Origin of the sequence: Streptosporangium sp. NPDC000396, assembly GCF_042898655.1 — a bacterium.
In the GTDB taxonomy this organism is placed as follows: Bacteria; Actinomycetota; Actinomycetes; order Streptosporangiales; family Streptosporangiaceae; genus Streptosporangium.
Genome location: NZ_JBIAZA010000004.1, coordinates 319,198 through 344,421, shown reverse-complemented (window position 1 = coordinate 344,421; position 25,224 = coordinate 319,198). Strand labels below are relative to the sequence as shown.

The following is a 25,224-nucleotide window of genomic DNA, read 5'->3' as shown; positions in this document are numbered from 1 at the left end:
TCCGAACTGAGACGCCCGAAGGATGAGGGACTCTGGAGGGCGTAGAGCCAGCCCAGCGCCCCAAGAAGCTTCTACACCTCTGCCGAAACTGCTGTTCCCTGTGTGATCGAGCGAGTCAGCTCGTCGGCAAGCCCGCTCATGCCGTAAGTACGGGCGCCGGTGACCATCATCTGAAGATCACTCGACACACGCCGAGACCGGACACCATCGGCATCCCGTACGGCCCGGCGCGCCTCTCGTTCACCACATTCCCGATCTCCGGCGCGCATGTGCAGGATCGCCAGCCGGGTACGGCAACGCAGCCCGGTCCGGGTCCGGCCGGTGTCCAGCCTCGCCACAGCCGATGACAGACGCTCACGCGCTCGAGTGTCCTCACCGAGAGCGAACAGCGCCAGACCCAGAGCACTGTCATGGTGGCCGGGAGAGACGGTGATGCGCCGTGCCCATTCAGGTGACGAGGCCGGTTGCGATCTGGCCAATGCTTCCTCGGCGAGATCGACGTGCCGTAGCCCTGCTTGGCGGTCATGAGCTGCGGCGCAGTGGCGGGCGGCGACGGCGTGCAGGTTGGCGCGCTCGGCCGAGCTGATCCGCTCATCCCCCAGCGCCAGCCGGAGAATCTCCACGCCCTCGGACGGGCGGCCTGCGTCGGTGATGACGGTGGACAGATCGAGCATGACGTGAGCTCGCAGGTCCCGATCAGCTCCGCGTGCGGAGTTGTCCAGGGCAAGCGTGAGAACCCTGCTGGCCTTGGCGGTGTCGCCCGCGTCGTAGATCGCCCAGCCCAGTCGATCGGCCAGCAACCCGATGGCCGAGGACAGGCGCTCGCGGATCGGTGAGGTCATCGGCTTGTCCAGCAAGTCGATCGCCCAGCTGAGGGAGCCCCGAGCCATGGCTGCCGCCATGCCTCCGCCGTGGGCCAGGTCCATGCGGGTGTAGAGGTCGGCGGCGGCCTCGACCGCCTGAACCTCGGCGATGCCCACACTCGTCAGGTCCTTGCCGTCCAGGCCGTCCAGGAGTCGGGTGAGCGGCTCCAGCGCGGCCGATCCTACTGAGGCCGCCGCGATGATTCCTAAAACACTTCTGCGTTTCATATCTTCCATATTGTCCGGTAAGAGGTCTTTCCTATCCATTGCCGCAACATTCACACCTAATGCTTGTTGGTAGCTTCGGAGTAAGGAAGGCGTGACCTCGCGTTGCCCGCGTTCCACTCGACTGAGATGCCCCTTTGACATGCCGATTTTCTCGGCGAGCACGTCGAGACTGACCTTCGCGCTTTGACGAGCTGCCCGTAGGTCCTGGCCACTGACCACGCCGAACGCCCTCTCTGATCGTTGCGGCAACGACTGTTGCGGCAACCACGCAACGGTGAATTTCCGGATGTTGACCGTGATGCTTTTACACAGGCGAGGAGCGGAGGGGCATCAATCGTCTTCCTCGCCCCGAAAGTTCATTTCCCTGTTCAGCAACCATCGAAAGCAACTGCCGTAACGCGAATACGGCGCAATCCATGGTGGCTCCGACATAGGGACGCGGTCAATGACTATGGCGAAGGACGGCACCGTGAGCAGCCTCAAAACGGGCACGAACCTCCAGCATCAGACCCGGCGCACCATCCCGGCCGATCCCTGCCAGCGGGCCGAACTCCTGCGAACGACTCTGGAGAAGTACGGCATCGCCTGCGACGTGCACGACGGCTACGGGCTGGCGCTGGTATCGGTCTGGGTTGGCCTGGTGGTGTGGTGCGACGGAGAACGGTTCTGGTGGCGCACCGGGTGGGATGCCCGACGTCGGCGGTTCGTCTACGCCTGGCACTCGGCGGCCGATCCTGACCGCGCCGCCCGTCGCATCACCTTCCACTACCGGGAACTTCGGGAGACGCATCCACTGTCGGAGCTGATCGCCGAGAGCATGTCATGATCACGCTGAATGAATGCCTGAGCCCACACGTGGTGATGGCCCAGCGTGACCACCTGCGGTTGGAGCGGCGAAAGCCGTACCCGGTGCTCGCGCGGGTGCGCCCGGTGGCCTGGACCTGCTTCTGCCGCGCCACGGTATACGAACTGTGCGAAGGAGGCGGCCGGGCATTCATCCGACGGACTATCCAGCGCGACGACATCAACGAGGTCCAGGAGACCTTCGTCGGCTCAATCCATGAGGCTCGGGCGATCTGGGCGGCGTTGCTGTCCGGAAGAGCCCGGTAAAAACGGGTGGCTCCGCCTCTTCGTGGAGGGGAAGCGGTGGAGCCACCTCGAACATCCGACCGGATGCCGCCCCCGTCATCCCGGTCGGACCCGGCCCCCGATGCGCTTCCCCACAACCATCGGGGGCCACCCGCACCGATCCGCCATGCGCCAATGCCCCATGCCCGCATCCCGACCAGTGGGGTACGGCACGCCCACCCCCCTTTACCGGAGCGACCTCATGGCCATGACCCCCGACGCCGAGGCCACGACCACGGCCACCGCCCACCTGACCCGCCTGACCGAACGCCTCCGCGAGCACGGCCTGCACGCCCGGGTCCGCGTGGCCCACCGCCGTCCCCCGGAGCTGGTCGCCGTCAACCCCGACACCCCCGCCCTGTCCGAGAGCATCTACGCCGCAGCGCAGGAAGGAACCTGGTGGTTCTGGTGGTCCTGGCACGAAAAGATCGCCCCCGTCGCCGAAGCCAGCGCCGTCGCCCAGCGGATCCGCCACGTCCTGACCCCGACGGGCCGAAGCCGGTGACGCCCCTGCGCACCCCCGCCGACATCGCCCGCGACCTGGAGGCCTGACACCCCGGGTGGGTCATCGTCTGGCGCTGCTGGGCTCGCCGATGCAATGTGCCCTCAATGTGCCCCGCGGGCTCCCTCACCGATCGCCCGATCGCCCGTCATGGGGAGCGGAGCGCATGGGGTGTAAACGTCCCGTCTCCTCGTGGAACTCAAGCTCGCTGATCTCGTACGGAGCGAACTCGTCGAGATCCAGTTGGGCATAGGTCAAACCCCCGTACCGGTCCTCGTCGTGCTCCGCGTCGTAGGCGAGCACCGTGCCGTTGGCGTAGACCTCGATCTGCGCATGGGCGTAGCCCTCGTCATCGAGCGCCAGATAGAACGTAGACGTCCCCCAGCTCGCGTACTCATCCCCTCGATCCTCGTCCCAGGGACGCCGAAAGTACCGCATGCCCTCAGTATCTTCTCCCAGCCGCTCTACGCTGACGGGATGAGGAGACGAGCATGAACGCAGAGACCTGGCAGCGTCTGCGCCCTCACCTCCACCTCGGCCAGCGCCTTGTGGGAACCGTCGAATCCGCTCCGTGGCTAGCGGGCGTAACCGGGATCTTCGTCGACCTTGGCTTGCCAGTGAGAGGGCTCGTCGACGTCTCCCGGCTAATGCCCAAGTCGCGGGTCCCGAGGCCATCATCCGAGCCGGATCCGACAGGTACAGCGCAACGTCATCGGCTTTGAACTCAGCCGAGTAGACCTTCATGACCACCAAGAACTTCCCTGTCTCCAGATCTCCATGATCTGGCACTCAAGGTGTCCACACTTCTGGGAGGACCTTCGATAACCCGTGAGCCTCTCTCCGTCGTGTCGGATGTATGCGAGGCCTCACATAGTTTCTGGCGGCAGCTTCGGGAAGCTGCCGCCAGAAACTACGGTCACTTGCTTTGGCCGACCCAAATGCCCCATTCCCTTATCTGCCACATGCATCGCATTGAACGATCCTCAGTGCTACGAGTCCGATAAAGAGAAGGGTCTGATGGTTCAAAATTAGAACTTGCGGCGCATGACCGGCTCTTCGCGCCCGTCAATCTTGATGAATTCTATGTTTTCCATCTCATTAGGGCACGGTCGCCAGTCAACGTAAGGCAAGTACGCAATACGCCACATTATCTTACCGGCCCAAATCCAGCCATAGATTGGCACTAGAATGATCAGAATATCTCGCGATCGATACGACACACGATTTACGGTAATCCAGAGCGAGGCGAGCTGGGTCCCAATAATCGTGACTACCGTTACAATATCTCCTAATGTTGATATTTTTTCTGTTCCTAGACCCGGAGCGGCCTCTATAACTCTATAGAGGTTCACTATCAATCTATAAACGACGTATGGGCCTATGATTAGGAACCATACGAGCGCCGCAGCAATAAGGGCCCTGAGTGTACGGGATCGCGGCTTCGATTCACCCTTCCTCAGCCCCCTTGAAGGGGAATTGGCATTCTTCTTGATGTTATTCCCAGCATTTTCGGTGGATCCTTCAGGCGGGATCTCCATCATGAGCTTCCTATCCTAGGATTTGACGCCTTCTGGAGGTAGCGCTCCGAATTTGGCAAAAATTGAGCCCATAGGAGACGCTACCTCCGCGAGGAGTCGACCCTTCCTCCGTCAGCGCCTATAGCACTTCCAGAATCTTTTAGCTAAATTCTTTTTATCCGACTCTCACCCATTTGCCGTAATGATTCCATGATTTGACCGTGTGGGAGAAGATCCAGTCTTGGAATCCGGCGTGATGAGGTTCAAAGGTGACGGTCTTAGTTCCAAAGACAGCCTCGCCACCTTTGTTCATGGTGATAATGGTAACAGTCTTGGTCCATTCCTCAATGTAATTGGCGAACATGGTTCGCTCATAGGTTACCCATTCACCTCTTGTGCATGAGCGACCCGGACCGGGAATATCACATTCGTATTTTTTCTTGCTTTGCATGCCGGTGAAAACGGTGCGCTTCCGATGCTCCACGTAGCGAACGTGCTGAAACTTGTCGATAACGAATCCCTGAGGGCCGAATACTTGCTCCGCCCATTCCCTCCAAGCGACGGCTTCAGACTTTTCGCCCAGCATGTCTGTACGACGGTAAACTACATCGTAGTTCGGATTGCCAGCTGTTCCGGCAAGGTCGGTGCAATTTATTGGGTCTGCGAAACAGTAGTCGTAGGCATTGGCGCTTCCGCCGACGAGGGGGTCGACTTGGAGGAAGCGTCCGGTGGTGGGGTTATAGAGGCGAACCCCCATGAGGACAAGGCCAGCCAAAGCGTCAACCGATCGCTGCTTGCTGCCGAGCCAGCCGTATCGGGTCGGGTTACTGGTGTTTTCAGCGCGGGAGATACCGAATTCAGTCTGTTCGGCATAGCTCTGCACGCCAGTGGCAGTGAGGGTGTTGTCACTGGTAGCGACAATGTCGCCGTGCAGGTTGGAAAGTTGCAGGGTGGAGGTGCCGTCGCTCTTTTGAATAGCAGCCAGTCCGGAGAAGCCAACGATATTGCGGGTCCAAGTACCGTTGGCCTCGGTGATCCAGGCTGGGCTGTCCTCGGTTCCGGAGTAGTGGTTGGTGACTGTCCCAGGCCGAGAACCGCCGTTGGTGGTCATGGTCTTGACCCGGCCGACGGGGTCCAGGGTGAAGGTGTTGCTCTGACCACCTTGAGAGAGTGAGGCGACCATGGAGTTGGCGAAGTATCCGATCGTGAGATCGGCGCCACCAGTCACGTGCGCGGTGGGTACTTGGGTGGTGCGGCCAAAAGCATCGTAGACATAGCCGGAGTTGGTGATGCGGTCAGCTTGGTCATAGCTGTAGTTCTGGGTGCTGGGGGTGGTATTTGTGCTGCAGAACCCGGTGCTGTCAGCAGGATAGCTGCTCAGATTGGTGCGGTTGGTGTTGATGTCAAAACCGTAAATCCGAGTGGTGCAACGTCCCGCGTAGGTGTCTCTGGTCTTGATCAAGCGACTGACCGGATCGTAACTATAGTTTTGCGCGCTGCCACCAGGGCCTTGCTGGATTACAGTTCGCCCTTGAACGTCGGGGGTAGCAGTGAAATTGAGCCATGTCACGCCGTTCTTGGCATAAGTGAGGCCGATGAGCTTATCTGTGGCGTCGTAGCGGTTGGTTGCTGTCAGACCATTGGGATAGGTCTGCAGGGTGAGACGTCCGGCAGCGTCATAGGCGCCGGTGAACACGCCTACGCCATTAGCGTCGTTCTTAGTAACCAGGCCGCGACGTTCGATCTTTCCGGCAGCATCGGTGCCGTTGTAGGTGAAGGTGGTGATGCCGCGGCCATCGTTGGTCGTCGCGATCTGTCCATCGAGGTTGTAGCTAGCGGTGGCCATGTTCCCGGTGGCATCAGTCGTCGATGCTGGTCGGCCAAAGGTGTCGTAGGTGACGGTGATCGTATCGCCACCGGCCGCCTTTTGCGTTTGCAGGCCGGTAGCCGCATCGTAGGTGTAAGTGACCTCCGGAACTGCGGTACCGCCCTCACCGGTTGGCGTCACCTCAAGTTTCGACTTGATCGTGCGTCCGGCCGCGTCGTAGGTCACAGTTGCGGTTCGCACCACCGCGCCTACTGTTTCCGTAGTCTTCGTCGGATTGCCGTAGTATCCATAGATCATCGACTGGGTTGGAAGCACCTTGCCTGTGGAAGGCTGCGCAGCAGGTGCCGTATAGCACGTCAGGCCGGTCCACTCAGGTTTGTTACCGCAGGCTGCCACGCTGGGGTGGGCTCCGGCGGTGTAGTAGTACGTCAGCGCGGTGCCGGCATCGGTCCCGTTCGACGCGGGCATGCGTCGCTCGATCTGGCCTCCGGTGGCGTCGTAGCGGACACGTTGAATGATGTTGCTCTGTCCCGCCATGACAACAAAGGTGGTCGTGGCTTTGCGTAGTGCCCACCCGGAGGCGTCTCCCGACATGATCGGGTCATATCCGGTCTTAGTCGTCCGCACATCGTTGGTTCCCGGTGTAGCCGTCCCGTCGAGAACCACTGGTTCCTGAGTGGACGTGGTCACCAGATGGTAGTTGACATTACTGAGGGGCTTGCCCTCGTCATAGGTGTTGCTGACACGTTTACGGGCCGATACCAGTACCCCAGAAGCAAGCAGCACCGGATGGGCCGGCCCTGTCTCGGACAGCAGATCGCCATCGCTGGAGAATATGCGCGTAGTCGCGAGCAAGTGGGCTCGCTCGGCCGAATCCATCCGACCGGTCACATACGGATCGGTGTCACCCGTCGGTGTCAAGGCCTGGGCACGGTAGTCGGGCGACAGACGCCAGACCACGTTGCCCTTGTCGTCATAGCGGGTAGTCGAGATTTGCCAAGCTCCGGCACCATAGGCGGCTTTGTTGACGGCGCGGCCGTTGACATCCACATAGGTCAATGCGCCGTACTCCCAATCCCCGACTGTAGACTGATAGGTTCCATCGCCGTTGCGAGTCGGCACATGCGAAGCGGGGAAAATTGCTGCGCCCAACTGCGGCAGATCAAGTGTCTGGCCCCAGGTTGAGGTCTGTCCCACAGTCAGATCGATCGGTGTGCTGATCGGCACGTCGTAAACCACCGCTTGGGTTGGGTCGACTTCCCCGCCTTCCCGCTGCACATGAGCCAGACGGCCGAAGCTGTCGTACTCCATCCGCCATGGTGCCAATCCTGGTGGGGTGATCTGCGAGACCCGCCCCTCGGCGGTGTAGTAATACGTCGCAGCCAGCCCGGTACGCGGATCAGCCACCTGACGTAGATGCCCAGTGGAGTCATATAGGTAGGATGCCAACGCGGTAGTCTTCATCGCATTCGAATCAGGATCGAACGCCGTGAAGGCAACCTGCTTTACCAGGCCGGTGTAGTCACCCCATCCTGAGCTGACACCTGTGGCGGTTGTCGAGGAGCCGTAGGTGAGATCTAAGGCTCGACAGCCAACTACCAGTGTGGTGCCGCACGTGATACCGGTTGCGACAGACGACAGAATACGCGTCACTCGACCTTGACTATCACGAAGGTAGACTATTCCCGATTCAGCTCCTGTGGTCTCAACCTTAGTGATGACCCACCTACCATTTACACGACTGTAGGTGGTTTTGACACCGCTTCTGTCCGTGACGATCAGCTGGCCATTATCGGAATCTACAATAATTTTTGAACCATCGGCGGCATCGCCATACCCGGTGAAGCTGGCACCCTCGCGAACATAAGTTAGGGTCTCACCGTCGGGACCGATCATCTGGATCGACCCCGAATCGCCATCGTTGGATGGGGAGAAATCTGAAATCCAGGACGGCACCGCTGGGAACCCACCACGCCAACCGGGACCGAACACTTTGTTTTCAATCAGTTGCTCGTCTTCTCGGTCGGAACCTGGTTCAAGGCTTGTCAGCGTCCGGGTTACATCAACCCCGAAGATACTGGCATCTGTGTGCTTTAACGAAAAGTCACCAGTCTGCAAGGCTACCGACCCCGGGCCGATATTCGCAGTTGCGTAGGAACTGCCGAACGCCGATCGGTCCAGCGTCACTGTGATTGGTTTTGAGCAGACCTCGCCCGCAGCGCCACCTGAGAAACAGGCCCTGACACCTACGGCTCCATCTTTTCTCCCCGCGTTACGGAACGTCTTCGCGATGTCCCACGATAATTCAGAGAAGTTCTTGGACGTGTCACTACGAGGCTGCGGCCAAGACGTGATCGGTGTTGACGACCCCGGAGGGGTGACATCTGCTGGCGGAACCACCAGCCATTCGTCGTCAAAACTGCCATAGGGTGTGTAGCCCTCACCCCCGTACTCATATCGAACCTGCGTACGCTCCGATGGAGCTGCCGCGCTGAGCATGACCGAGCGCTGTGTACGATTCTTTTTTGTGACAAGACCACCCGGACCAACACCGAAGCTATACGTCGTAACCGTTGAGGTGTTGTGCGCCTTGTCGCGGACCTTGGCGTACAGGGTCCGCCAGCCATCTCGAGGATCGATTTTAAACCAGATCGATTTCTGCCCCTGGCTATACCCCCAGGTCTTATTGAGCACATTGGGGGTAGAGGGATCATCGAGTCCCCACAAGATCTCGGTGGGATCGTTGGTGCCCTTGTCGTCAGAATCTATGGGGTCGTTGTCTTCGGTATAGACACCACATTCGGCATTCCCAAGCTGGCCACTCCAAGTATTTACGGGGTAGGTGCAACTAATCTGAGTGACCTTCGGCACTGTCGCATCGACGGTCAGAATCTGCCACTGGGACCAAGCCGAGGAGGATGACGCATCAGACGCGCGAGCCCGCCAGCGCACTTTCCAGCCATCGCTCAGTTTGCCTGCAGGGACCGCGATTTTCGCGTCAGTACCAGCGGATACGTTATCAACGCTCCCAGACCAGATCAGGCCGCTGCCTTGCCCGGATACCGAAGGGTCGTGCTCAATCTCGAACTCGGCCCGCAGCAATCCGCCATCCGCGTCGTGAACACCGGCGACCAGGGTAGGCGTGTGCGTGTTGGTATAGACGTTGTTGTTAACCGCCGCCACTGGTTGGGCACGCAGCGGGCCAGCAATCCATGGCGTGGACCCATAGGTCACTACCAGTTTTGGTGCGTTGACACCGCTGTCCTTGAAGTGCCAGCCGAAGGTCTTGCTGCGGTCCTGTTCGTTGCTGGGTGCCAGGACCAGCCCATGGCTGGCTGCGCCACCGGCCCAGGCCTTGGCGATTGCGGTCACCGCCATTGACCACGGCGTGTTTTCTGTATAAGAGGTGGGCCCACACACCGCAGGCGGCGCTGACGTAGTTTCGCCATCGCTGGTAGAAGTGGGCTGGTTAGACCAAAACACCTCGTCAGGGTCCCAGTTGCTCGTGAGGCGGCGAACCCGAAGGCTCTGCCCGACCGGACACCGGAGCAGGTCGCCAAACAACTCCAGCCGGGCATCGACCACCTGCTGGCCGGACAGGCTGGAGGTGTCGAACTTGATCAGTCCGCGACTCAATCTCGAGCCGTTGGCTGCGTATCCGCACTCCTGGTCACCATTACCCCTAATACCCGGGGTAAGGTTCCAGCTGGTCGTTTCACCGGCGTATCCATTGGAGCATGCAGAGTTGAGGGTCCTTGCTGCCAGCAAGGTGAGGGTCGTGGTCGGATCCACCGTCACCGGATATTGAGTCTCGGGATCGGTGAGGAAGTCGGGGTCGGGCTTGAGGACCAGCATCTGCTGCCCGTCCTCAACTTTCACGCTAGTGGTGATGGAGGCTTCCACCGGCGCCGCGTCTGTCGATTGCGGCGTCTCGCCCGCCGGGGAGTCGTACATGAACGGCTTGGGAGCAGAAGCAACGACCTTACCCTTGCTCGTGGTGAGCTTCAGACCACCCTGCTTGGTCATGCCAAGTGTGAGGCCTTCGGCCTGCACCGGGATCTTGAACTCCACCGGCCCTGTAGGGCGTTCGCGCAGCACCACATCGTGGCGGAATCCTGCGGGTAGGACGGTGACGACGAGGTCGGCATTGGGACCGGCCGCGTTGGCGTAGGTGGCGACGTTGCCTTTAACGTTGGGCTTCGGCAACGCGATGGGCCACTTCAGCGCGAAGGATTGCTTGTCGCTGTGGGACATCTTCGCTAGCGGCCGATCTTGGCCGCCAGCGGAGACTTCCACAACGGCCTTGGCCGCACGCGGCCGAAGCACACCGTTCTCCTCGATCAGCGTGGTGTCGACCGGGACCCACCGCTCGTCCTGCTTCACCCGAGCGATGCCGCTCACTGCCTCGGTGGTAAAGGTGGAATCAGGGTTAGCGTAGGTGAGATTTGACTCTGTCGTCTCACCGGTGATTAGCACCCGGCTGCCCTGCAAGCGTGCACTCAGCGCCGCTGAGACCCGGTCGGGGCGCTCGGTCACCAGTTTCGCGGGAAGCGGCTTCGGCTGTGATGTCGGTTGCGGCTGTAAGACCGCGGATGCCTCAGCCGCGTAGGCCGACGATGTCATCAGTGCGAGGGTGGCCACCACGGTGGTGGCGCGTTCCAGGAATCTTCGCCGGCGGATCGGCGCGAAGAATCTGGGCTTGGGGGGAGAAGAGCCCACCAATACCTCCGTCTTGGGGAGAGATAGGCCGACCGGTGTTCGGGAAATGGGAGGAACCGGCCGGAAGTGATCATCGCAAGCATGCCGGGCAGCACTCTTGATCTTGGCACTGTAATATCTCGATCTTGTGGCGCTTGATCCGTCATCCGGCGATTGGTCTATAGAAATCCAGACTCGAGACCATGTAGCCGGACCTACACGTGATCGACGAGCGCGCCATCGTCGTAGTCAGAAGCAGGTCTCAGGCGCCTCGAAAGGAGGCAATGGTGGAGTACCGCATCCTCGGACCGGTGGATCTGTGGCGAGATGAACGTTCAATGCCGGTCGTCGGTCAAAAGCAGCGCACCTTGCTGGCCGTCCTGGTGCTCAATGCCAATCAGGTGGTCTCGCACGATCGGTTGCTGGCCGCGCTGTGGGGTTCGGAGATTCCGCCCTCAGGCCGAAAACTGCTGCACAACCACTTGTGGTCCCTGCGCCGCCTGTTGACCGACGCCAGTCACCTTTCCGGTGTGCCGACGGGCTACTCCCTCCATGTGCCACCGAGCAGATCAGATCTTGACATCTTCACCACTGAAACTCGCGCTGCCCGTACGGCTCTGGCCGCGGGTAATGCCGCGCAGGCGGCGAATCAACTGCGGCTCGCATTGGAGCTGTGGCGCGGACCTGCTCTGGCCGGAACGCGGGACGAGTTGCAACTGGTTGAAGGCGCGGCGCTCGAAGAGCAGCGCATGGCCGCGCTCAATGACCGCATCGAGGCCGACTTAGCGCTGGGGCGCCACGCGGACTTGATCAGTGAACTGCGTCGGCTCATCGCCGAGCATCCTCTGCAGGAGCGGCTACGGGGTCAGCTGATGCTCGCCCTTCACCGTTCCGGGCGTACGGCGGAAGCCCTGGAGGAATACCGGATCGGACGTCACCATCTGCGTGAGGAGTTCGGCCTGGAGCCGGGCGAGGAACTGGCCAAGCTGCATCAGGCCATCCTCACCGATAGTCCCGCCGACGGCGAGAAAGCCGATTCTGCCGCGTCACATGAGTCGGCGGTTTCCCTGCGGCCATCACCCGTACCTCGCCAGTTGCCCGCTGATATCGCACGCTTCACCGGCCGACAGGAGAGCCTTGAGGAGTTGGACGCCCTCTTGTCCGACGGTCCAGGCGTCGCACCTATCGTGATCTCGGCCATTGGAGGAGCTGGCGGAGTGGGTAAAACCGCGCTGGCGACGCGCTGGGGCCATCGTGTAGCCCATCGCTTTCCGGACGGCCAGCTGTATGTGAACTTGCACGGTTATTCACCCAGCGAGCCGGTGACAGGAGTGCAGGCGCTGCACCGGCTCCTGCGTGGACTGGGCGTGGCGACGGATGAAATCCCTCACGACGGAGAAGAGCGCGCCGCTCTCTACCGATCGCTGATCGCCGACAAACGGATGCTCATAGTCCTCGACAACGCGGCCTCGCCGGAGCAAGTACGTCCGCTGCTGCCCGGCTCGGCTCTCTGCAGAGTGATCATCACCAGCAGAGACTCTCTGCGCGGACTCTCCGTGACACACGATGTCCACACCATCACGTTGGATGTCCTGGCGGAAGAAGAAAGCCGGGCGCTACTTCTAGCCCTCATAGGTGGCAAACGATTCGGCAATGAATTGAAAGCAGTGGACGAGCTCGCCCGGCTATGCGGGTATTTGCCACTTGCGCTTCGGCTGGCTGCTGCACATCTCGTCAGCCAGCCCGCCTTGCTGGTCAACGACTTCGTCACAAAGCTTCGCCAGGAGAATCGCCTTACCGCCCTCGACATGCGGGAGGATCCCCACATCGGAGTCCGTGCCACGTTCGAGCTCTCCTACAGGAGCTTGGACGAGCGTGAACGGCGCACTTTTCGACTGCTAGGTCTTCATCCTGGGCCTGACATCAGCCTTGAAGCGATCGCAGCGTTGAGCGGCCTACCGCTCAACGAGGTCCATGAAGTCACGGACACGCTCGTTCGCGCTCACCTTGTTCACAGAGTCAGCGACGAGCGATTGACGATGCACGACCTGGTGCGTATCTACGCGCGGGATCACAGCAGCGTGGATGACACGGAAGACAATTGCCATAGTGCGCTATCCAACATGTTCAACTGGTACGCGCACACAGTTCGTTCCGCCATGGGGTATATCGATCTTGATGCCACTCTTCTACGCCCGACGACGCCAGTTCCGCTAGGCGGTTCAAAGGAATTCAGCGACTATGACAGCTCTCTGGCGTGGCTAGAGGCCGAACGTCCCAACTTGATTCCATTGGTTAGTCATGCGGCCGTGCACGGATGGCCGGTCGTCGCTTGGCAGCTTACACATATCGTTGCTTATTTCTTCTATCTCAGAGATTATGTAGATGATTGGATAGACACCCACAAGATCGCGCTCTCAGCTGCACAGCGAATAGGCGATCAGCATGGGGAGGCCATGATTCTTATCACTATGGGTCATGCTTACATGTCGACCTCGCAGTATCCGGAGTTTCTGGACTGCCAGCGACAAGCTGTGGCCCTATCCCGCGCTACCGGGGATTTATCCGGCGAAGCCAATGCTCTCGGCTACATGGGCTACGGATTAATACGCACAGGTAGATACGCGGAAGCCATAGAAGCTCTTCAACAAGCCCGTGGCATGCATGGGAGCCTTGGTAACCAGGGGGGAGAGTTCTCCGTCCTCCTGGATTTGGCGGGCGCCTATCTGCACATAGGAAGGATCGTCGACTCTCTCGAGTGCCTGCATCTCTGCCTGCCTTACTGGCGCGAACAGGAGAGGATTCATGACGAAGCTTATACTCTTCTGACCTTAGGTGAGGCTCATGCCAGGCTTGGCGACCATCAGACAGCCATCGAGTCGCTTCAGCGTATGTTCCAGCTGAGCCAGAAAATGAGCAACCTGCGTCTCGAGGTGCAGGCCCTCATCGGGCTCGGCAGGACTTACCGACAGCAAGGACTCAACGCGATGGCCTTAGACCATCAACAGCGAGCACTCACCAAGGCCAGGGAAATTCCCGGACACCATTTGGAAGGCGAAGCGCTCCAGGGGCTGGCAGATGTTTATCGCGCCATAGAAGAGAACCAAACAGCTCTGGAATATTACAAGACCGCCCTGGACATCGCCCCCTCCGCGGGAGGACCCTACCAGCAAGCTTATACGCACAACGGGCTGGCTCTAGCTCTATGCGCTCTTGGCCGGGCCGACGAAGCCATATATCACTGGAAACAGGCGCTTCAGATCTTCACCGAGATGGGCGTCCCGGAAGCCGACATCGTCGTCGAACAGCTTCGGCACGTAATGGAGTGATGCGGCGCGACAGGGTCTTCCTGGTGATGGCATGCAAATGGTTCCGGACAAGACCGGCTGGAGATTTGCAGTACGGCCAACGACCACCCATTCATCGTGGGTTCAATCGAGTGCCCGAACAGCGGCGAACAGTTTCCTCCCGCCGATCGGCTGTCAAGCGGCGAAGGTCGCGATGACGTGGCCGATCACGTCGGTCCGGGGATAAACGATCATCGTTCGAGAACACTGTTGTCAATTGACACACGAGGTATCTGACCGTCTTATACAGACCTGTACGGCTCAGCCAAACGGTTTCCGTCGAGCTCGCCAACGTCGCACTCCGCGAGTCATCGCCGACCGACGGCCTCTCCACTCACTTTTCGCCGGGATTCACCCTGGCGGCCCCATCACCACCCGAGTATCATCCCAGCTCGCCTGGCGCTCAGCTAGTCCGGCGACAGGATCCGCCCAGCCCGACTTGACACACTGGCAATACTGCGTATTTCGCTACATGTCATGAATTGACATACTTCTTCTGTCTCGCTCCCCCCGTCCGTGGCCAGAGCGCCTCTGGCCCGGAGCCCCGAGATAGGAGAAGGCTCGTGACTCGAGTCCTCATCACCACCGCCACCGCGGTAGCCGCACTCCTCTTATCGGTCACCTCGGCCATCGCCCCCGCCGGAGCCGTCACGGCCCCGTCCCGCAGTGGGCCCGCCTCCGTCGTCAAAGCCCCGGGCAAGGTATTCACCGTCACCGACCGCCTCGCCGGTCAGGTCGCCGACGCCCTGGCCGATCGGGCCGTTCGGGATCGGGTGGTCTCGGCGACCGCGTCCGGGGCGGCCGACATGCTGGCGCTCGCGCCCGATGCGGGGCTCGGGCAGGCCGCGCGCGCCGCCAACCTGGCCGTGCTTGCGGCCAAGGGTCTGCCCGCGACCGGCGGCTCGGTGCTGCAGGTACGGCTGGCGCACCCGGACATGCGCGCGGCTCTGGCGCGTGGCGAGGTGCCCCTGGTCGCGGCGGCGCCCACCGACGACGAGCCGACCGCGGTGAACGCATATGGCCCGCTCGGCGAGAGGGTCGTCCTTGACCCGGTCAAGCTGCCGCAGAGACCCGTTCTCGTGGTGGAGGTCGATGTGGCCAAGGCTCTGCCGATGGGGTTGAAGCTCATGGAGGACACGCTGGCCGCCCGGGGCATGGTGGCGGAGAAGCCCGCCTCGGCGGCCGCAGCCGGTGGGTACTGGGCCACCAAGGTCAACGCCGTCCGGCTGAACGACGATGAGGAGCCCTGGATCAAGGGCGCCGCCGAGATCTACAGCATCGTCGGAGGCTTCGGGCTCGACGGCAAAGCCGCCGTCAACATCGTGCAGATGCCGTACCTCGACCACGACGGCACCACCTACTACCCCAACCAGCTCCTCGTGCACTTCTCGGCCTACAAGTACAACCTGGCCGATGTCGTCATGATGGAGGACGACGGCGACACCAACTACCAGCAGCTCGCCCAGGCCATCGCCACCGCCCTGCTCACGATCGTGGACGCCGGCGCCTATGTCCCGCTGGTCAACGCGATCATTTCCGCCATCCCGGGCTCGTGGTGGACCGACGACCCGGACTACGTCGACTCCTGGTACACGCTGTCCACCGGCAGCGGCGGCCGCCTCAACGGCGCCGCCGCCAACGGGTGGATGGACGTGACTCCCTACTGGGTGTCCGAGCTCTAGCCCGACAGCCCGACGGCTCGATAGTTCGACGGCCCGACAGCTGTCTGTCCTGGACGCGCCGGGGCAGGCGGCCGTGATCCGATCGTGTCTCCCGGAGAACTCCGGGAGACACGTCCCGGCAAGGCGGACGAGCATCGGCACTGCCCGCCGGACCGCGAGCCGACGCGCGAACGCCACCCCATCGCTCGCCGTACCGGCGCTCTGGACGGACGACGAACACGGTGGAGGTGTGCAGTCGCTGCACTAGTGAGCGGCGGAGACCGGCTGGGGAGCGGTGAAGGTGGCGGTGACGCGGGCGAGCACGTCGTCCCAGGGACGCGCGGTCACCGTCGGAACGCCCACCTCCGCGGCCTGGGCGGCGAGGCGGTCGCCGTACAGGGCGCTCGCCTGGGCGCGGTGGCGTTGCTCGCCGTGGCCGGGCTCGCGGTCCAGGTAGTTCGCCACGAGCTGGGCCTCGTCGGGCTCGTGGAGGACCACGGCGGCGACCCGCCCTCCGGCGGAAACCCCGGCGAAGCTGTCGCGGACGGCGAAGGCGGGCAGCAGGTAGTCCCCCTCGATGATCACCGGGGTGTCGGTCTCCAGGTGGTTGCCCACCACCGCGTCCACGGCCGGGACGAGCGCCTCGGCGATCGCGATCTGCAGGTCGGCGACGTCGGCCGGGGGCAGTCGCGCGGCCTCGGGGTGGGTGCGCCAGTAGTGCAGGAGCGGCTGCTGCTCCGGCGTGGTCATGGCCTGCAGCGCCTCGACGAGATCGTCCACCTCCACGATCGGGACCCCGTAGTGCCGTGCCAGCGGGTAGCTCACCCGGGTCTTCCCGGTCCCGGAGGCGCCGCAGAGCAGCAGGACGCGCCAGGGCGGCCGCCTGCCGGGCAGGAGCATGTCCTCCGTCGCCGTCGCGAGAGCCGCATGGCCCATGTTTACCCCTCTCATCTGCGGATAGCAGGTATCTGTGCATGAGAAAACCTCATGTAACGGGAGGAATTACACCATGGGCGCCGATGACAAGATTTCCAACAAGGCCGAAGAGCTGAAGGGCAAGGTCAAGGAGGGCGCCGGTCGCGCCACCGGCGACGAGAGCCTGGAGGCCGAGGGTAAGGACGATCAGCTCAAGGGCAACCTCAAGCAGGCGGGAGAGAAGGTGAAGGACAGCGCGAAGAAGGTCAAGGACGCCTTCAAGAGCTGACTTCCAGCGCATGCCGGTGGAGACCCCGCTTCGGGGCCTCCACCGCCTGCTTTCGCCGGGGTGCCAACCTATCTCGCCTACCTCGGGCCCTCCCAGGACGCCAATCTCGTCTCAGGTTCCGGCAAGACGCGGCTCTCACTCCGGGTTCCGGCAAGACACCGGGCTGGCCTCGGGCTCCGGCAAGACGCATTCCCCACCCCGGGCTCCGTCAGGACGCCGGTCCAGTCTCAGGTTCCGGCAAGATACGGCTCTCACTTCGGGTTCCCGAAAGACACCGGCCCCGTCTGGTCCGTCGGGACGCCGGTCCCGCCTCTTCCGTCAGGACGCCGGGCCCATCTCGGGTTCGGGCTCGCCCTCGCCGGGCTCTTCGTCCATGCGCTCGGTACGGCGGGCCTCGGCCTCGGGGGGATCGGCCAGGATCGGCCGTTCCGGGAAGGAGGTGTCCGCCCCCGACCTCTCGGCCACGACCCGGCTCTCTCCACCGGTGCCTCGTGGCGTCGTGGCGACCGGCTTCTCGTCCGAGGGGCCGTGTTCGTCCGGCTTCTCACTCGTTTCACGCTCGTCGTTCATGTCAGCCCCCTCCCCGGCAGAGGCCCGAATATGTCGTCCGGCAGGCATGGAGCCGGACGACCGGGTAGGGGATCCGCTGAGGGAAGGAGCGGGACGATGACGGTGACACGGTTTCAGGATCTTCCACTCGCCGACCGGGACAGAGACTGGGACGCGGACGAGGCCGACAAGCACGTCCGCGCCTGGGCAGGGGCCGAGGAGGCGCCGAACGCGAAATACCGGGACGCGCATGTCTGGTACGACGGCGACGATCCCGAGAACTTCGGAAGCTACAAGCTGCCGATCGCCGATGTGATCGGAGGCGAACTCAAGGCCGTACCTCGTGCGATCATGGCTGCCGGAGGCGTCATGCAGGGCGCGCGGGGCGGGGTCGACGTGCCCAAGGACGAGGTCGACAGGATCAAGTCCCACCTGGCCAAGTACTACGCCAAAATGGGCGAAGAGCCTCCGTGGGAACGCTGACCGGTGCCTCGTTTCGGCTTCGCGATCGAACCGGCCTGGAGGATCCCCCTCCGGCTGCTCGGTGTCACTCCCGCGCGGGCCTTCGCCCTCGTGGACGACGAGGAGCTCACGGTCCGCTTCGGCCCCTGGGTGCTGCGCACGCCCCTGTCCAATGTCGTCGAGGTCACCCTGACCGGTCCCTATACGGCGTGGAAGGCCTTCGGGCCGCGCCTGTCGGCGGCCGACCGGGGAGTGACCTTCGGGACCAATCCCCGGCGCGGTGTCTGCGTCCGCTTCCGCGCCCCCGTGCCGGCGCTCGTGCCCGGCGGGTTGCTGACCCATCCCGGTGCAACCTTCACCGTGGCCGAACCCGAAGAACTGATGAAGGCACTCCGACGACCGCATGACAGACGATCGCACGACACATGACAGGGAGGCATCCGGGTATGGGGGTGCGAAGAATGCGTCCGAGCGAAGGAAGCGGAGGAGGGGAACAGATGACTTCCGAAGGACAGCCGGAGCAGAGGTCCGAGACCGGCAAGCCGATGGTCCGCGCGACGCCGCGAGACGTGGTGCACATCCGCATGGGCTCGTTCGCGCTCATCCCGATCGTCGCTCTCGGCGTGTTCGGATTCGCGACCGGCCTCACCTGGCTGATCGTCGCCATGGCCGTGCTCATGGTGATCGTGATCGTGGACATCGTCCTGGCGGTCCGCCGCCAGTCACGCCATCCCGGCACGACCACCGAAGCGGGCTGAGACGTCCGGTCAGGGGAGGGCGTCGACGGCCTCGGGGGAGAGGATGTGGTCGAGGACCATGTGAGCGCAGCCCACGATGCCCGCGGCGGGGCCGAGGCGGCTGCGCTCGATCCTCAGGTTGCGGGTGGACAGGGCGGTCGAGCGGCGGTGGACGACCTCGCGCACGCCCGACACCATGGGCTGGAAGGTCTCGGCCACGTCGCCGCCGAGGACGACCACGGCGGGGTTGAGCAGGTTGACGGCGCTGGCGACGACCTCTCCCAGCATCCGGGCGGCGTCGCGGACCACGGTCATGGTCTCGGCGTCACCTGCCCGCACCAGGTTCACCACGTCGGCCAGGGTCTTCACGTCGTGCCCCCGGGCGCGTAGGTCGCGCAGGATCGCGGTGCCGCTGGCGACCGAGTCGACGCAGTCGATGTTGCCGCATCGGCACAGCACTCCCCCGCCGTCGCGGACCGGGATGTGCCCGATCTCCCCGGCGGCGCCCAGCGCGCCGCGCAGGATCTCGCCCCCGGCGATGACGCCGGAGCCGATCCGGGTGGAGACCTTGATGAACAGCAGGTCGTCGGCCTCGCCCGCGTAGATCGCGCGGTGCTCGCCGATCGCGATGACGTTCACGTCGTTGTCGAGGAAGACGGGCACCGGGAAGCGCTCGGCGATGATCGGCGGGATGGCGACACCGGTCCAGTTCGCCATGATGCGGGCGCTCTCGGTACGGCCCGCCGCGAACTCGACCGTCGCGGGGACGCCCAGGCCGACGCCGCGCACCTGGGAGACCGGCAGGTCTCCGAGAAGCTCGCTCCAGGTCTGCATGACCAGGGGGAGGACGACGTCCGGGCCCTCCTCCACGTCGACGGCGAGGTCGGCGCGGGCCAGCTCGGCTCCCGCGAGGTCGCAGACGGCGATCTGCGCGCGGCTCGCGCCCAGGGAGCCGACCAGCACGACGCCGCCGGAGGCGTTGAAGACCAGGCGGGTGGGCGGCCGCCCTCCGGTGGAGGGGCCCTCGCTGTCTTCCACGACGAGGCCCCGATCCAGCAGTTCGGTGACGCGCAGCGAGACGGCGGGCCGGGACAGGCCGGTGACGCGCCCTATGTCCGCGCGCGTGACAGCTTCACCGGTGCGGATGAGGCGAAGCACCTCACCGCTGGTGGCTAGCGCGGCAGCGGGACGACGAGACATCAGCCAAGTGAATCACACCTGCTTAGGGAATGAAAAGTTCACACTTTCTCATCTCAAATGACAAAACTTTGCTTGTGCGAAGCGCAAGATATGGCTACTGTCCGATCTATCCCCAATTCCGGTAGATCACCACGGAGCAGTCCCCATGTCCGAGACCCCGCAATCCGCCGACTTGATCGTCTTCGGCGGCACAGGCGACCTCTCCATGCGGAAACTTCTCCCCGCGCTCTATCACTGTGACCGCGACGGCCGTCTGGCCCCCGAGACCCGCATCATCGCGATGTCCCGCGGCGGGCTCGACGACGCCGACTTCCGCGGCAAGGTGGACGCGGAGGTGCGTGACTCCGTCCCGGTGGACGACATGGACACCTGGCAGCGCTTCCTCGGCCGCCTGCACCACGTCTCCATCGACATCGGCGGCGAGGACACGACGGGCTGGGCGAAGATCACCGGCATGCTCGCCGGGCACGAGCAGCGGGGGCGGGTGTTCTACCTGGCGAGCCCGCCGATGACGTTCGGCCCCTTCTGCCGGGAGCTGCACCGGGCGGGCCTGGTCACCCCCGCCTCCCGGGTGGTGCTGGAGAAGCCGCTCGGCCGCGACCTGGCCAGCGCGCAGCGCATCAACGACGAGGTCGGCGCCATCTTCGACGAGCGGCAGATCTACCGCATCGACCACTACCTGGGCAAGGAGACGGTCCAGAACCTGCTCGTCCTCCGGTTCGCCAACGCGTTCCTGGAGCCGATCTGGAACTCCCTCTGGATCGACCACGTCCAGATCACCGCCGCAGAGACCGTCGGCACTCCCGGCCGCCGCGGCTACTACGACCACGCGGGGGCACTGCGCGACATGGTGCAGAACCACCTGCTCCAGCTGCTGTGCCTGGTCGCGATGGAGCCGCCGTCGCGTAACGACCGCGAGTCCATCCGCGACGAGAAGGTCAAGGTCCTGGAGTCGCTGCGGCCCATCGTCGGCGGCGAGGTGGACCGTTTCACCGTCCGCGGCCAGTACACGGCGGGCGAGTGCGGCGGCGTCCGGGTTCCGGGATACCTCGACGAGCCCGACAACACCGCCCCCACCGAGGCCTCGCACCGGGTGGAGACCTTCGCCGCGATCCGCGCCGAGGTGAAGAACTGGCGCTGGGCGGGCGTGCCGTTCTACCTGCGCACCGGCAAGCGCATGCCGTACCGGTGCTCGGAGATCGTGGTGCAGTTCAAGGACGTGCCCCACTCGATCTTCCCGGGCAGCACGCCCAACCGGCTGGTGCTCCGGCTGCAGCCGAGCGAGGGCATCAAGCTGCACATCATGGCCAAGGAGCCGGGCGCGGGCGAGGTGGGGCTCAAGCCGGTCCCGCTCAGCCTGAGCTTCGCCGAGACCTTCACCACCCGGGTGCCCGAGGCCTACGAGCGGCTGCTCATGGACGTCCTGACCGGCAACCCCACCCTGTTCATGCGGCGCGACGAAGTGGAAGCCGCCTGGCGCTGGATCGACCCGATTCTCAGCGCGTGGGAGTCGCACGGCACGCCGCCCGAGCCCTACCCGGCGGGTACCTCTGGACCCGCCGGAGCGCACGAGCTCGTCGGTCGCAGCGGCCGCGCCTGGCATGAGGAGGACCTCGCATGAGCGACCGACCCGACAACGACGGAGGAGGCCGGATGAACCCCGCGATCCAAGAGGTCACCGACCGCCTGATCGAGCGCAGCCGCGCCAGCCGTACCGCCTATCTGGCACGACTCGACGCCGAGGCCGAGGCCGCCCGCCGCCGCGGGCCGGCCCGGGCCGGCCTGGGCTGCGCCAACCTGGCCCACGGCTTCGCGGCCGCCGGGAAGACCGACAAGCTGGACCTGCGGGCCGGGGTCAAGCCGGGCGTGGCGATCGTGTCGAGCTACAACGACATGCTGTCGGCGCACCAGCCGTACGAGACCTACCCGGCGATCCTCAAGGCGGCAGTCCGCGAGGCGGGCGGGGTCGCGCAGTTCGCCGGTGGCGTGCCCGCCATGTGCGACGGCATCACGCAGGGACGCGCGGGCATGGAGCTGTCGCTCTACAGCCGCGAGGTCATCGCGATGGCCACCGCGATCGCGCTCTCGCACGACATGTTCGACGCCTCCCTGATGCTCGGCGTCTGCGACAAGATCGTGCCGGGCCTGCTCATCGGCGCGCTGCACTTCGGCCACCTGCCCGCGGTGTTCGTGCCCGCCGGGCCGATGTCCTCCGGCCTGCCGAACAAGGTCAAGGCCCGCACCCGGCAGCTGTTCGCCGAGGGCAAGGTCGGCAGGGCGGAACTGCTCGACGCCGAGTCGAAGTCCTACCACTCCCCCGGCACCTGCACCTTCTACGGCACCGCCAACTCCAACCAGGTCATGATCGAGGTCATGGGCCTGCACCTGCCGGGCTCGACCTTCGTCAACCCGCGCACCGAGCTGCGCGAGGCCCTGACCAGGGCCGCGGGCAGGCGGGCGGTCGAGCTGACCGCGCACGGCGGCGAGTACACCCCCGTCGGCCGGGTGGTCGACGAGAAGGCGATCGTCAACGCCTGCGTGGCGCTGCTGGCCACCGGCGGCTCCACGAACCACACCATGCACATCGTCGCCATCGCCGCGGCGGCGGGCATCGAGCTGCTCTGGGACGACCTGGCCGCCCTGTCGAAGGTGGTGCCGCTGCTGACCCGCATGTACCCCAACGGGCAGGCGGACGTGAACCACTTCCAGGCCGCGGGCGGCATGCAGGTGCTCATCGGCGACCTGCTGGACGCCGGGCTGCTCCACGGCGACGTGCTGACGATCGCCGGGCACGGGCTGGAGCACTACCGCTCGGCCGTCGAGCTCAAGGACGGCGAGCCGGTCTGGGAGGAGCGCACCGGCGGCAGCACCGACCTCGACGTGCTCCGGCCGGTGAGCGACGCGTTCTCCCCCGACGGCGGCATCCACATGCTCAACGGCAACCTGGGCCGGGCGGTCAGCAAGGTCTCCGCTGTCAAGGAGGAGCACCTGGTCATCGAGGCCCCGGCGAAGGTCTTCGACGACCAGCTGGACCTGCTGCGCGCCTTCGAGGCGGGCGAGCTCGACGGGCAGGACTTCGTGGCCGTCATCCGCTACCAGGGACCGAGCGCGAACGGCATGCCCGAGCTGCACAAGCTCACCCCGCCGATGGCGGTGCTGCTGGACCGGGGGCAGCGGGTGGCGATCGTCACCGACGGCCGGATGTCCGGCGCGTCGGGCAAGGTCCCGGCCGCCATCCACCTGTCGCCCGAGGCCGCCCACGGCGGCCCGATCGCGCTGGTCCAGGACGGCGACCCGATCCGCCTCGACTCCGCCGCGGGCACCCTGGAACTGCTGGTCCCGGCCGAGGAGCTGGCCGCCCGCACGCCGCAGGGCGCGCCGCTGACCGACGCCCAGTGGGTGGGCACCGGCCGTGAGCTGTTCGCCGCCTTCCGCCGTACGGCGGGCCCCGCCGAGCGCGGTGCCGGGATCTTCGCCCTGAACGGCCACGAGGGGGCCCGGTGAGCCTCCCCTGGCTCGTCGCCGACATCGGCGGCACCAACGCCCGGTTCGGGCTGGTCACGGAGCCGGGCGCAGGCCCCTCGGAGGTGGACGTACTGTCCGGGGCCGATCACGACAGCCTCCCCGAAGCCGTAGCCGCCTATCTCGCGGAGCACGCGGGCGGAGTTCGGCCGGGAGCGGCATGCATCGCGATCGCGGGTCCGGTCCAGGGCGACCGTTACCGGTTCACCAATGCCGACTGGTCGGGTTCCGTGCGCGATCTGGGGATCCCGCACGTCGAACTGCTCAACGACTTCGAGGCCCTGGCGGCGTCCCTTCCGCACCTGCACGGCGGCGACCTGGTCTCCCTGGGCGGCCCGGCGCCGTCGCGCGGGGTCAAGGCCGTGCTGGGCCCGGGAACCGGCCTCGGTGTGAGCGGGCTGGTTCCCGCGGCCGAGGGGTGGGTGCCGGTCCCCGGCGAGGGCGGCCACGTCACTGTGCCGGTCCTCGACGAACGGGACCACGAGATCGTCCGCGCCCTGCGCGCCGAGGGACTGGACCACGTGGTGGCCGAGCACCTGCTGTCGGGGCCGGGCCTGACCCGGCTGCACCGCGCCCTGGCGCTGGTGCACGGCGTGGACGCGCCGCGGCTGTCCGCCGCGGACATCGTGGCCCGGCTGGACGACTCGCTGTGCGCGGAGGCCGTCGAGGTCTTCTGCGGCATGCTCGGCACCTTCGCCGGGAACGTCGCGCTGATCCTGGGCGCCCGGGGAGGCGTCTATCTTGGCGGCGGCGTACTGCCCCGTATCGTGGAGCGGGTCCGTTCCAGCGACTTCCGCCGCCGGTTCGAGGCCACCCCGACGTTGAACGACTATCTCTCGGGCATCGCCACCACGCTGATCGTCGCCCCCCAGCCCGCGCTCACCGGCGCGGCCGCGTGGCTCGGTCAGCGCATGTCGGCCATGTCGAATCTGGAGTTTGCATGAGTTTGCTGGACATCGCCCCGGTGGTCCCGGTCGTCGTGATCGACGACCTGGAGACCGCGGTGCCCATGGCCCGCGCCCTGGTGGCGGGGGGCCTGCCGGTCATCGAGGTCACCCTCCGTACGGCTCCCGCCCTGAAGGCCATCAAGCGGATCGCCGCCGAGGTGCCCGAGGCGGTCATCGGCGCCGGGACCATCCGCACCCAGGCCGACGTGCTGGCCTCGGTGGACGCCGGTGCCAGGTTCCTGGTCAGCCCGGGCAGCACGCCGAAGCTGGTGGACGCCATGGAGGCGAGCGGCGTGCCGTTCCTGCCCGGCGTGGCGACCGCCTCGGAGGTCATGGCGCTGGCGGAGCGCGGGCTGACGGAGATGAAGTTCTTCCCGGCCGAGGCCGCGGGGGGCCTGCCGTACCTGGCGTCGCTCGGCGGCCCGCTGCCCGAGGTGCGGTTCTGCCCGACGGGAGGGATCAAGCTCGCGACGGCTCCCGCCTATCTCGCGCTGCCGAACGTCGGCTGCGTGGGCGGGAGCTGGCTCACCCCCGCCGACGCGCTGGCCACCGGTGACTACTCCCGGATCGAGAAGCTGGCCGCCGAGGCGGCCGCGCTCCGGTAGGACTCCGGCAGGGCTCCGATAGGGCTCCGGCGGGAACGGCCGGGCACGGCTCCCCGTGTTTCTCCGTGCCTTCCCGTGCTTCCCTGGGCCTCTCCGCGCCTCCCCCATGACTTCCCGCGGCTCCGCGGGCGGATCACCTCCTTCCTCGATCCGCGCGCGGCCATGAGCCACCGTGACCCGGTGTGTTGCTTGTGGAATCCAGCCCATGGCCCCTTACCCGGCGGCC

General features: G+C 64.7%; 20 protein-coding genes and 1 pseudogene. 13 read left to right on the top strand and 8 right to left on the bottom strand.

Annotated features, from left to right (window positions below; genetic code table 11):
* Positions 1-71: 71 nt before the first annotated feature.
* Together ACFY2X_RS08720 and ACFY2X_RS08715 are read right to left on the bottom strand one after the other, a co-directional pair.
* Complete coding sequence (locus tag ACFY2X_RS08720) at positions 72-1,091, bottom strand: hypothetical protein (RefSeq protein WP_389934802.1); 1,020 nt, start codon at positions 1,089-1,091, stop codon at positions 72-74.
* Between the two features lie 45 nt (positions 1,092-1,136).
* Positions 1,137-1,310: pseudogene (locus ACFY2X_RS08715) on the bottom strand (helix-turn-helix domain-containing protein); the annotation flags it as partial.
* 250 nt (positions 1,311-1,560) lie between these two features.
* Here ACFY2X_RS08715 and ACFY2X_RS08710 point away from each other — a divergent pair.
* The 3 genes from ACFY2X_RS08710 to ACFY2X_RS08700 all read left to right on the top strand — a co-directional run bounded on the left by ACFY2X_RS08710 (position 1,561) and on the right by ACFY2X_RS08700 (position 2,724).
* Complete coding sequence (locus ACFY2X_RS08710) at positions 1,561-1,917, top strand: hypothetical protein (protein ID WP_389934451.1); 357 nt, start codon at positions 1,561-1,563, stop codon at positions 1,915-1,917.
* Positions 1,914-2,201 (top strand): hypothetical protein, encoded by a 288-nt coding sequence (locus ACFY2X_RS08705; RefSeq protein ID WP_389934448.1) that lies wholly within the window; start codon positions 1,914-1,916, stop codon positions 2,199-2,201. The genes ACFY2X_RS08710 and ACFY2X_RS08705 overlap by 4 nt, the downstream gene beginning before the upstream one ends.
* A gap of 220 nt (positions 2,202-2,421) precedes the next feature.
* Entirely contained in the window at positions 2,422-2,724 is a 303-nt protein-coding gene (locus ACFY2X_RS08700) for a hypothetical protein (RefSeq protein WP_389934445.1), read from the top strand.
* Between the two features lie 123 nt (positions 2,725-2,847).
* On the opposite strand, the gene ACFY2X_RS08695 is transcribed toward ACFY2X_RS08700, so the two are convergent.
* From ACFY2X_RS08695 to ACFY2X_RS08685, 3 genes are all read right to left on the bottom strand, one after another.
* A complete protein-coding gene (locus ACFY2X_RS08695) occupies positions 2,848-3,159 on the bottom strand; it encodes a hypothetical protein (protein WP_389934442.1) in 312 nt (103 codons plus the stop codon).
* A 590-nt stretch (positions 3,160-3,749) separates the two neighbouring features.
* The gene (locus ACFY2X_RS08690) at positions 3,750-4,262 is read right to left on the bottom strand and encodes a hypothetical protein (RefSeq protein ID WP_389934439.1); all 513 of its coding nucleotides are present in this window, start codon (positions 4,260-4,262) and stop codon (positions 3,750-3,752) included.
* Between the two features lie 151 nt (positions 4,263-4,413).
* A complete protein-coding gene (locus ACFY2X_RS08685) occupies positions 4,414-10,785 on the bottom strand; it encodes a DNRLRE domain-containing protein (RefSeq protein ID WP_389934436.1) in 6,372 nt (2,123 codons plus the stop codon).
* 266 nt (positions 10,786-11,051) lie between these two features.
* Between ACFY2X_RS08685 and ACFY2X_RS08680 the strand changes: the two genes are divergently transcribed.
* Both ACFY2X_RS08680 and ACFY2X_RS08675 read left to right on the top strand, forming a co-directional pair.
* Positions 11,052-14,093, top strand: coding sequence for a BTAD domain-containing putative transcriptional regulator (locus tag ACFY2X_RS08680; protein ID WP_389934433.1), 3,042 nt, complete (start codon positions 11,052-11,054; stop codon positions 14,091-14,093).
* A gap of 581 nt (positions 14,094-14,674) precedes the next feature.
* On the top strand, positions 14,675-15,793 hold the full coding sequence (locus ACFY2X_RS08675; protein WP_389934430.1) for a DUF3103 family protein: 1,119 nt from the start codon (positions 14,675-14,677) through the stop codon (positions 15,791-15,793).
* Positions 15,794-16,036: 243 nt separating this feature from the next.
* Here ACFY2X_RS08675 and ACFY2X_RS08670 read toward each other — a convergent pair whose 3' ends face one another.
* A complete protein-coding gene (locus ACFY2X_RS08670) occupies positions 16,037-16,708 on the bottom strand; it encodes a hypothetical protein (RefSeq protein WP_389934427.1) in 672 nt (223 codons plus the stop codon).
* Between the two features lie 73 nt (positions 16,709-16,781).
* Here ACFY2X_RS08670 and ACFY2X_RS08665 point away from each other — a divergent pair, with 73 nt between their 5' ends.
* Positions 16,782-16,976 carry a CsbD family protein gene (locus ACFY2X_RS08665; protein WP_389934424.1) on the top strand — a complete coding sequence of 65 codons (195 nt, stop codon included), beginning with the start codon at positions 16,782-16,784 and terminating at the stop codon, positions 16,974-16,976.
* 318 nt (positions 16,977-17,294) lie between these two features.
* Here ACFY2X_RS08665 and ACFY2X_RS08660 read toward each other — a convergent pair whose 3' ends face one another.
* The gene (locus tag ACFY2X_RS08660; RefSeq protein WP_389934421.1) at positions 17,295-17,546 is read right to left on the bottom strand and encodes a hypothetical protein; all 252 of its coding nucleotides are present in this window, start codon (positions 17,544-17,546) and stop codon (positions 17,295-17,297) included.
* A gap of 96 nt (positions 17,547-17,642) precedes the next feature.
* Between ACFY2X_RS08660 and ACFY2X_RS08655 the strand changes: the two genes are divergently transcribed.
* The 3 genes from ACFY2X_RS08655 to ACFY2X_RS08645 all read left to right on the top strand — a co-directional run bounded on the left by ACFY2X_RS08655 (position 17,643) and on the right by ACFY2X_RS08645 (position 18,745).
* Positions 17,643-18,008 carry a hypothetical protein gene (locus ACFY2X_RS08655; protein WP_389934418.1) on the top strand — a complete coding sequence of 122 codons (366 nt, stop codon included), beginning with the start codon at positions 17,643-17,645 and terminating at the stop codon, positions 18,006-18,008.
* Between the two features lie 3 nt (positions 18,009-18,011).
* A complete protein-coding gene (locus ACFY2X_RS08650) occupies positions 18,012-18,416 on the top strand; it encodes a hypothetical protein (protein WP_389934415.1) in 405 nt (134 codons plus the stop codon).
* Between the two features lie 68 nt (positions 18,417-18,484).
* Complete coding sequence (locus tag ACFY2X_RS08645; protein ID WP_389934412.1) at positions 18,485-18,745, top strand: hypothetical protein; 261 nt, start codon at positions 18,485-18,487, stop codon at positions 18,743-18,745.
* 9 nt (positions 18,746-18,754) lie between these two features.
* On the opposite strand, the gene ACFY2X_RS08640 is transcribed toward ACFY2X_RS08645, so the two are convergent.
* Positions 18,755-19,924, bottom strand: a complete 1,170-nt coding sequence (locus ACFY2X_RS08640) for an ROK family protein (RefSeq protein ID WP_389934410.1) — start codon at positions 19,922-19,924, stop codon at positions 18,755-18,757.
* 145 nt (positions 19,925-20,069) lie between these two features.
* Between ACFY2X_RS08640 and zwf the strand changes: the two genes are divergently transcribed.
* Genes zwf through eda form a run of 4 tightly spaced genes read left to right on the top strand, consistent with a single transcriptional unit; the run spans position 20,070 to position 24,998 of the window.
* Positions 20,070-21,545, top strand: a complete 1,476-nt coding sequence (gene zwf, locus ACFY2X_RS08635; RefSeq protein WP_389934407.1) for a glucose-6-phosphate dehydrogenase — start codon at positions 20,070-20,072, stop codon at positions 21,543-21,545.
* Positions 21,542-23,428: a phosphogluconate dehydratase gene (gene edd, locus ACFY2X_RS08630; protein ID WP_389934404.1), complete on the top strand. Its 1,887-nt coding sequence runs from the start codon at positions 21,542-21,544 to the stop codon at positions 23,426-23,428. The genes zwf and edd overlap by 4 nt, the downstream gene beginning before the upstream one ends.
* Positions 23,425-24,390, top strand: coding sequence for a glucokinase (gene glk, locus ACFY2X_RS08625; RefSeq protein WP_389934401.1), 966 nt, complete (start codon positions 23,425-23,427; stop codon positions 24,388-24,390). Before edd ends, glk begins: the two co-directional genes overlap by 4 nt.
* On the top strand, positions 24,387-24,998 hold the full coding sequence (eda, locus tag ACFY2X_RS08620) for a bifunctional 4-hydroxy-2-oxoglutarate aldolase/2-dehydro-3-deoxy-phosphogluconate aldolase (RefSeq protein WP_389934398.1): 612 nt from the start codon (positions 24,387-24,389) through the stop codon (positions 24,996-24,998). The genes glk and eda overlap by 4 nt, the downstream gene beginning before the upstream one ends.
* Positions 24,999-25,224 lie beyond the last annotated feature (226 nt).

Coding starts and splice junctions, on each gene's coding strand:
- ACFY2X_RS08670 (WP_389934427.1), bottom strand. CDS start 16,708: ATGGGCCATGCGGCTCTCGCGACGGCGACGGAGGACATGCTCCTGCCC.
- ACFY2X_RS08655 (WP_389934418.1), top strand. CDS start 17,643: ATGACGGTGACACGGTTTCAGGATCTTCCACTCGCCGACCGGGACAGA.
- zwf (WP_389934407.1), top strand. CDS start 20,070: ATGTCCGAGACCCCGCAATCCGCCGACTTGATCGTCTTCGGCGGCACA.
- ACFY2X_RS08705 (WP_389934448.1), top strand. CDS start 1,914: ATGATCACGCTGAATGAATGCCTGAGCCCACACGTGGTGATGGCCCAG.
- ACFY2X_RS08720 (WP_389934802.1), bottom strand. CDS start 1,091: ATGAAACGCAGAAGTGTTTTAGGAATCATCGCGGCGGCCTCAGTAGGA.
- ACFY2X_RS08665 (WP_389934424.1), top strand. CDS start 16,782: ATGGGCGCCGATGACAAGATTTCCAACAAGGCCGAAGAGCTGAAGGGC.
- ACFY2X_RS08690 (WP_389934439.1), bottom strand. CDS start 4,262: ATGATGGAGATCCCGCCTGAAGGATCCACCGAAAATGCTGGGAATAAC.
- ACFY2X_RS08645 (WP_389934412.1), top strand. CDS start 18,485: ATGACTTCCGAAGGACAGCCGGAGCAGAGGTCCGAGACCGGCAAGCCG.
- edd (WP_389934404.1), top strand. CDS start 21,542: ATGAGCGACCGACCCGACAACGACGGAGGAGGCCGGATGAACCCCGCG.
- ACFY2X_RS08640 (WP_389934410.1), bottom strand. CDS start 19,924: ATGTCTCGTCGTCCCGCTGCCGCGCTAGCCACCAGCGGTGAGGTGCTT.
- ACFY2X_RS08695 (WP_389934442.1), bottom strand. CDS start 3,159: ATGCGGTACTTTCGGCGTCCCTGGGACGAGGATCGAGGGGATGAGTAC.
- ACFY2X_RS08660 (WP_389934421.1), bottom strand. CDS start 17,546: ATGAACGACGAGCGTGAAACGAGTGAGAAGCCGGACGAACACGGCCCC.
- eda (WP_389934398.1), top strand. CDS start 24,387: ATGAGTTTGCTGGACATCGCCCCGGTGGTCCCGGTCGTCGTGATCGAC.
- ACFY2X_RS08700 (WP_389934445.1), top strand. CDS start 2,422: ATGGCCATGACCCCCGACGCCGAGGCCACGACCACGGCCACCGCCCAC.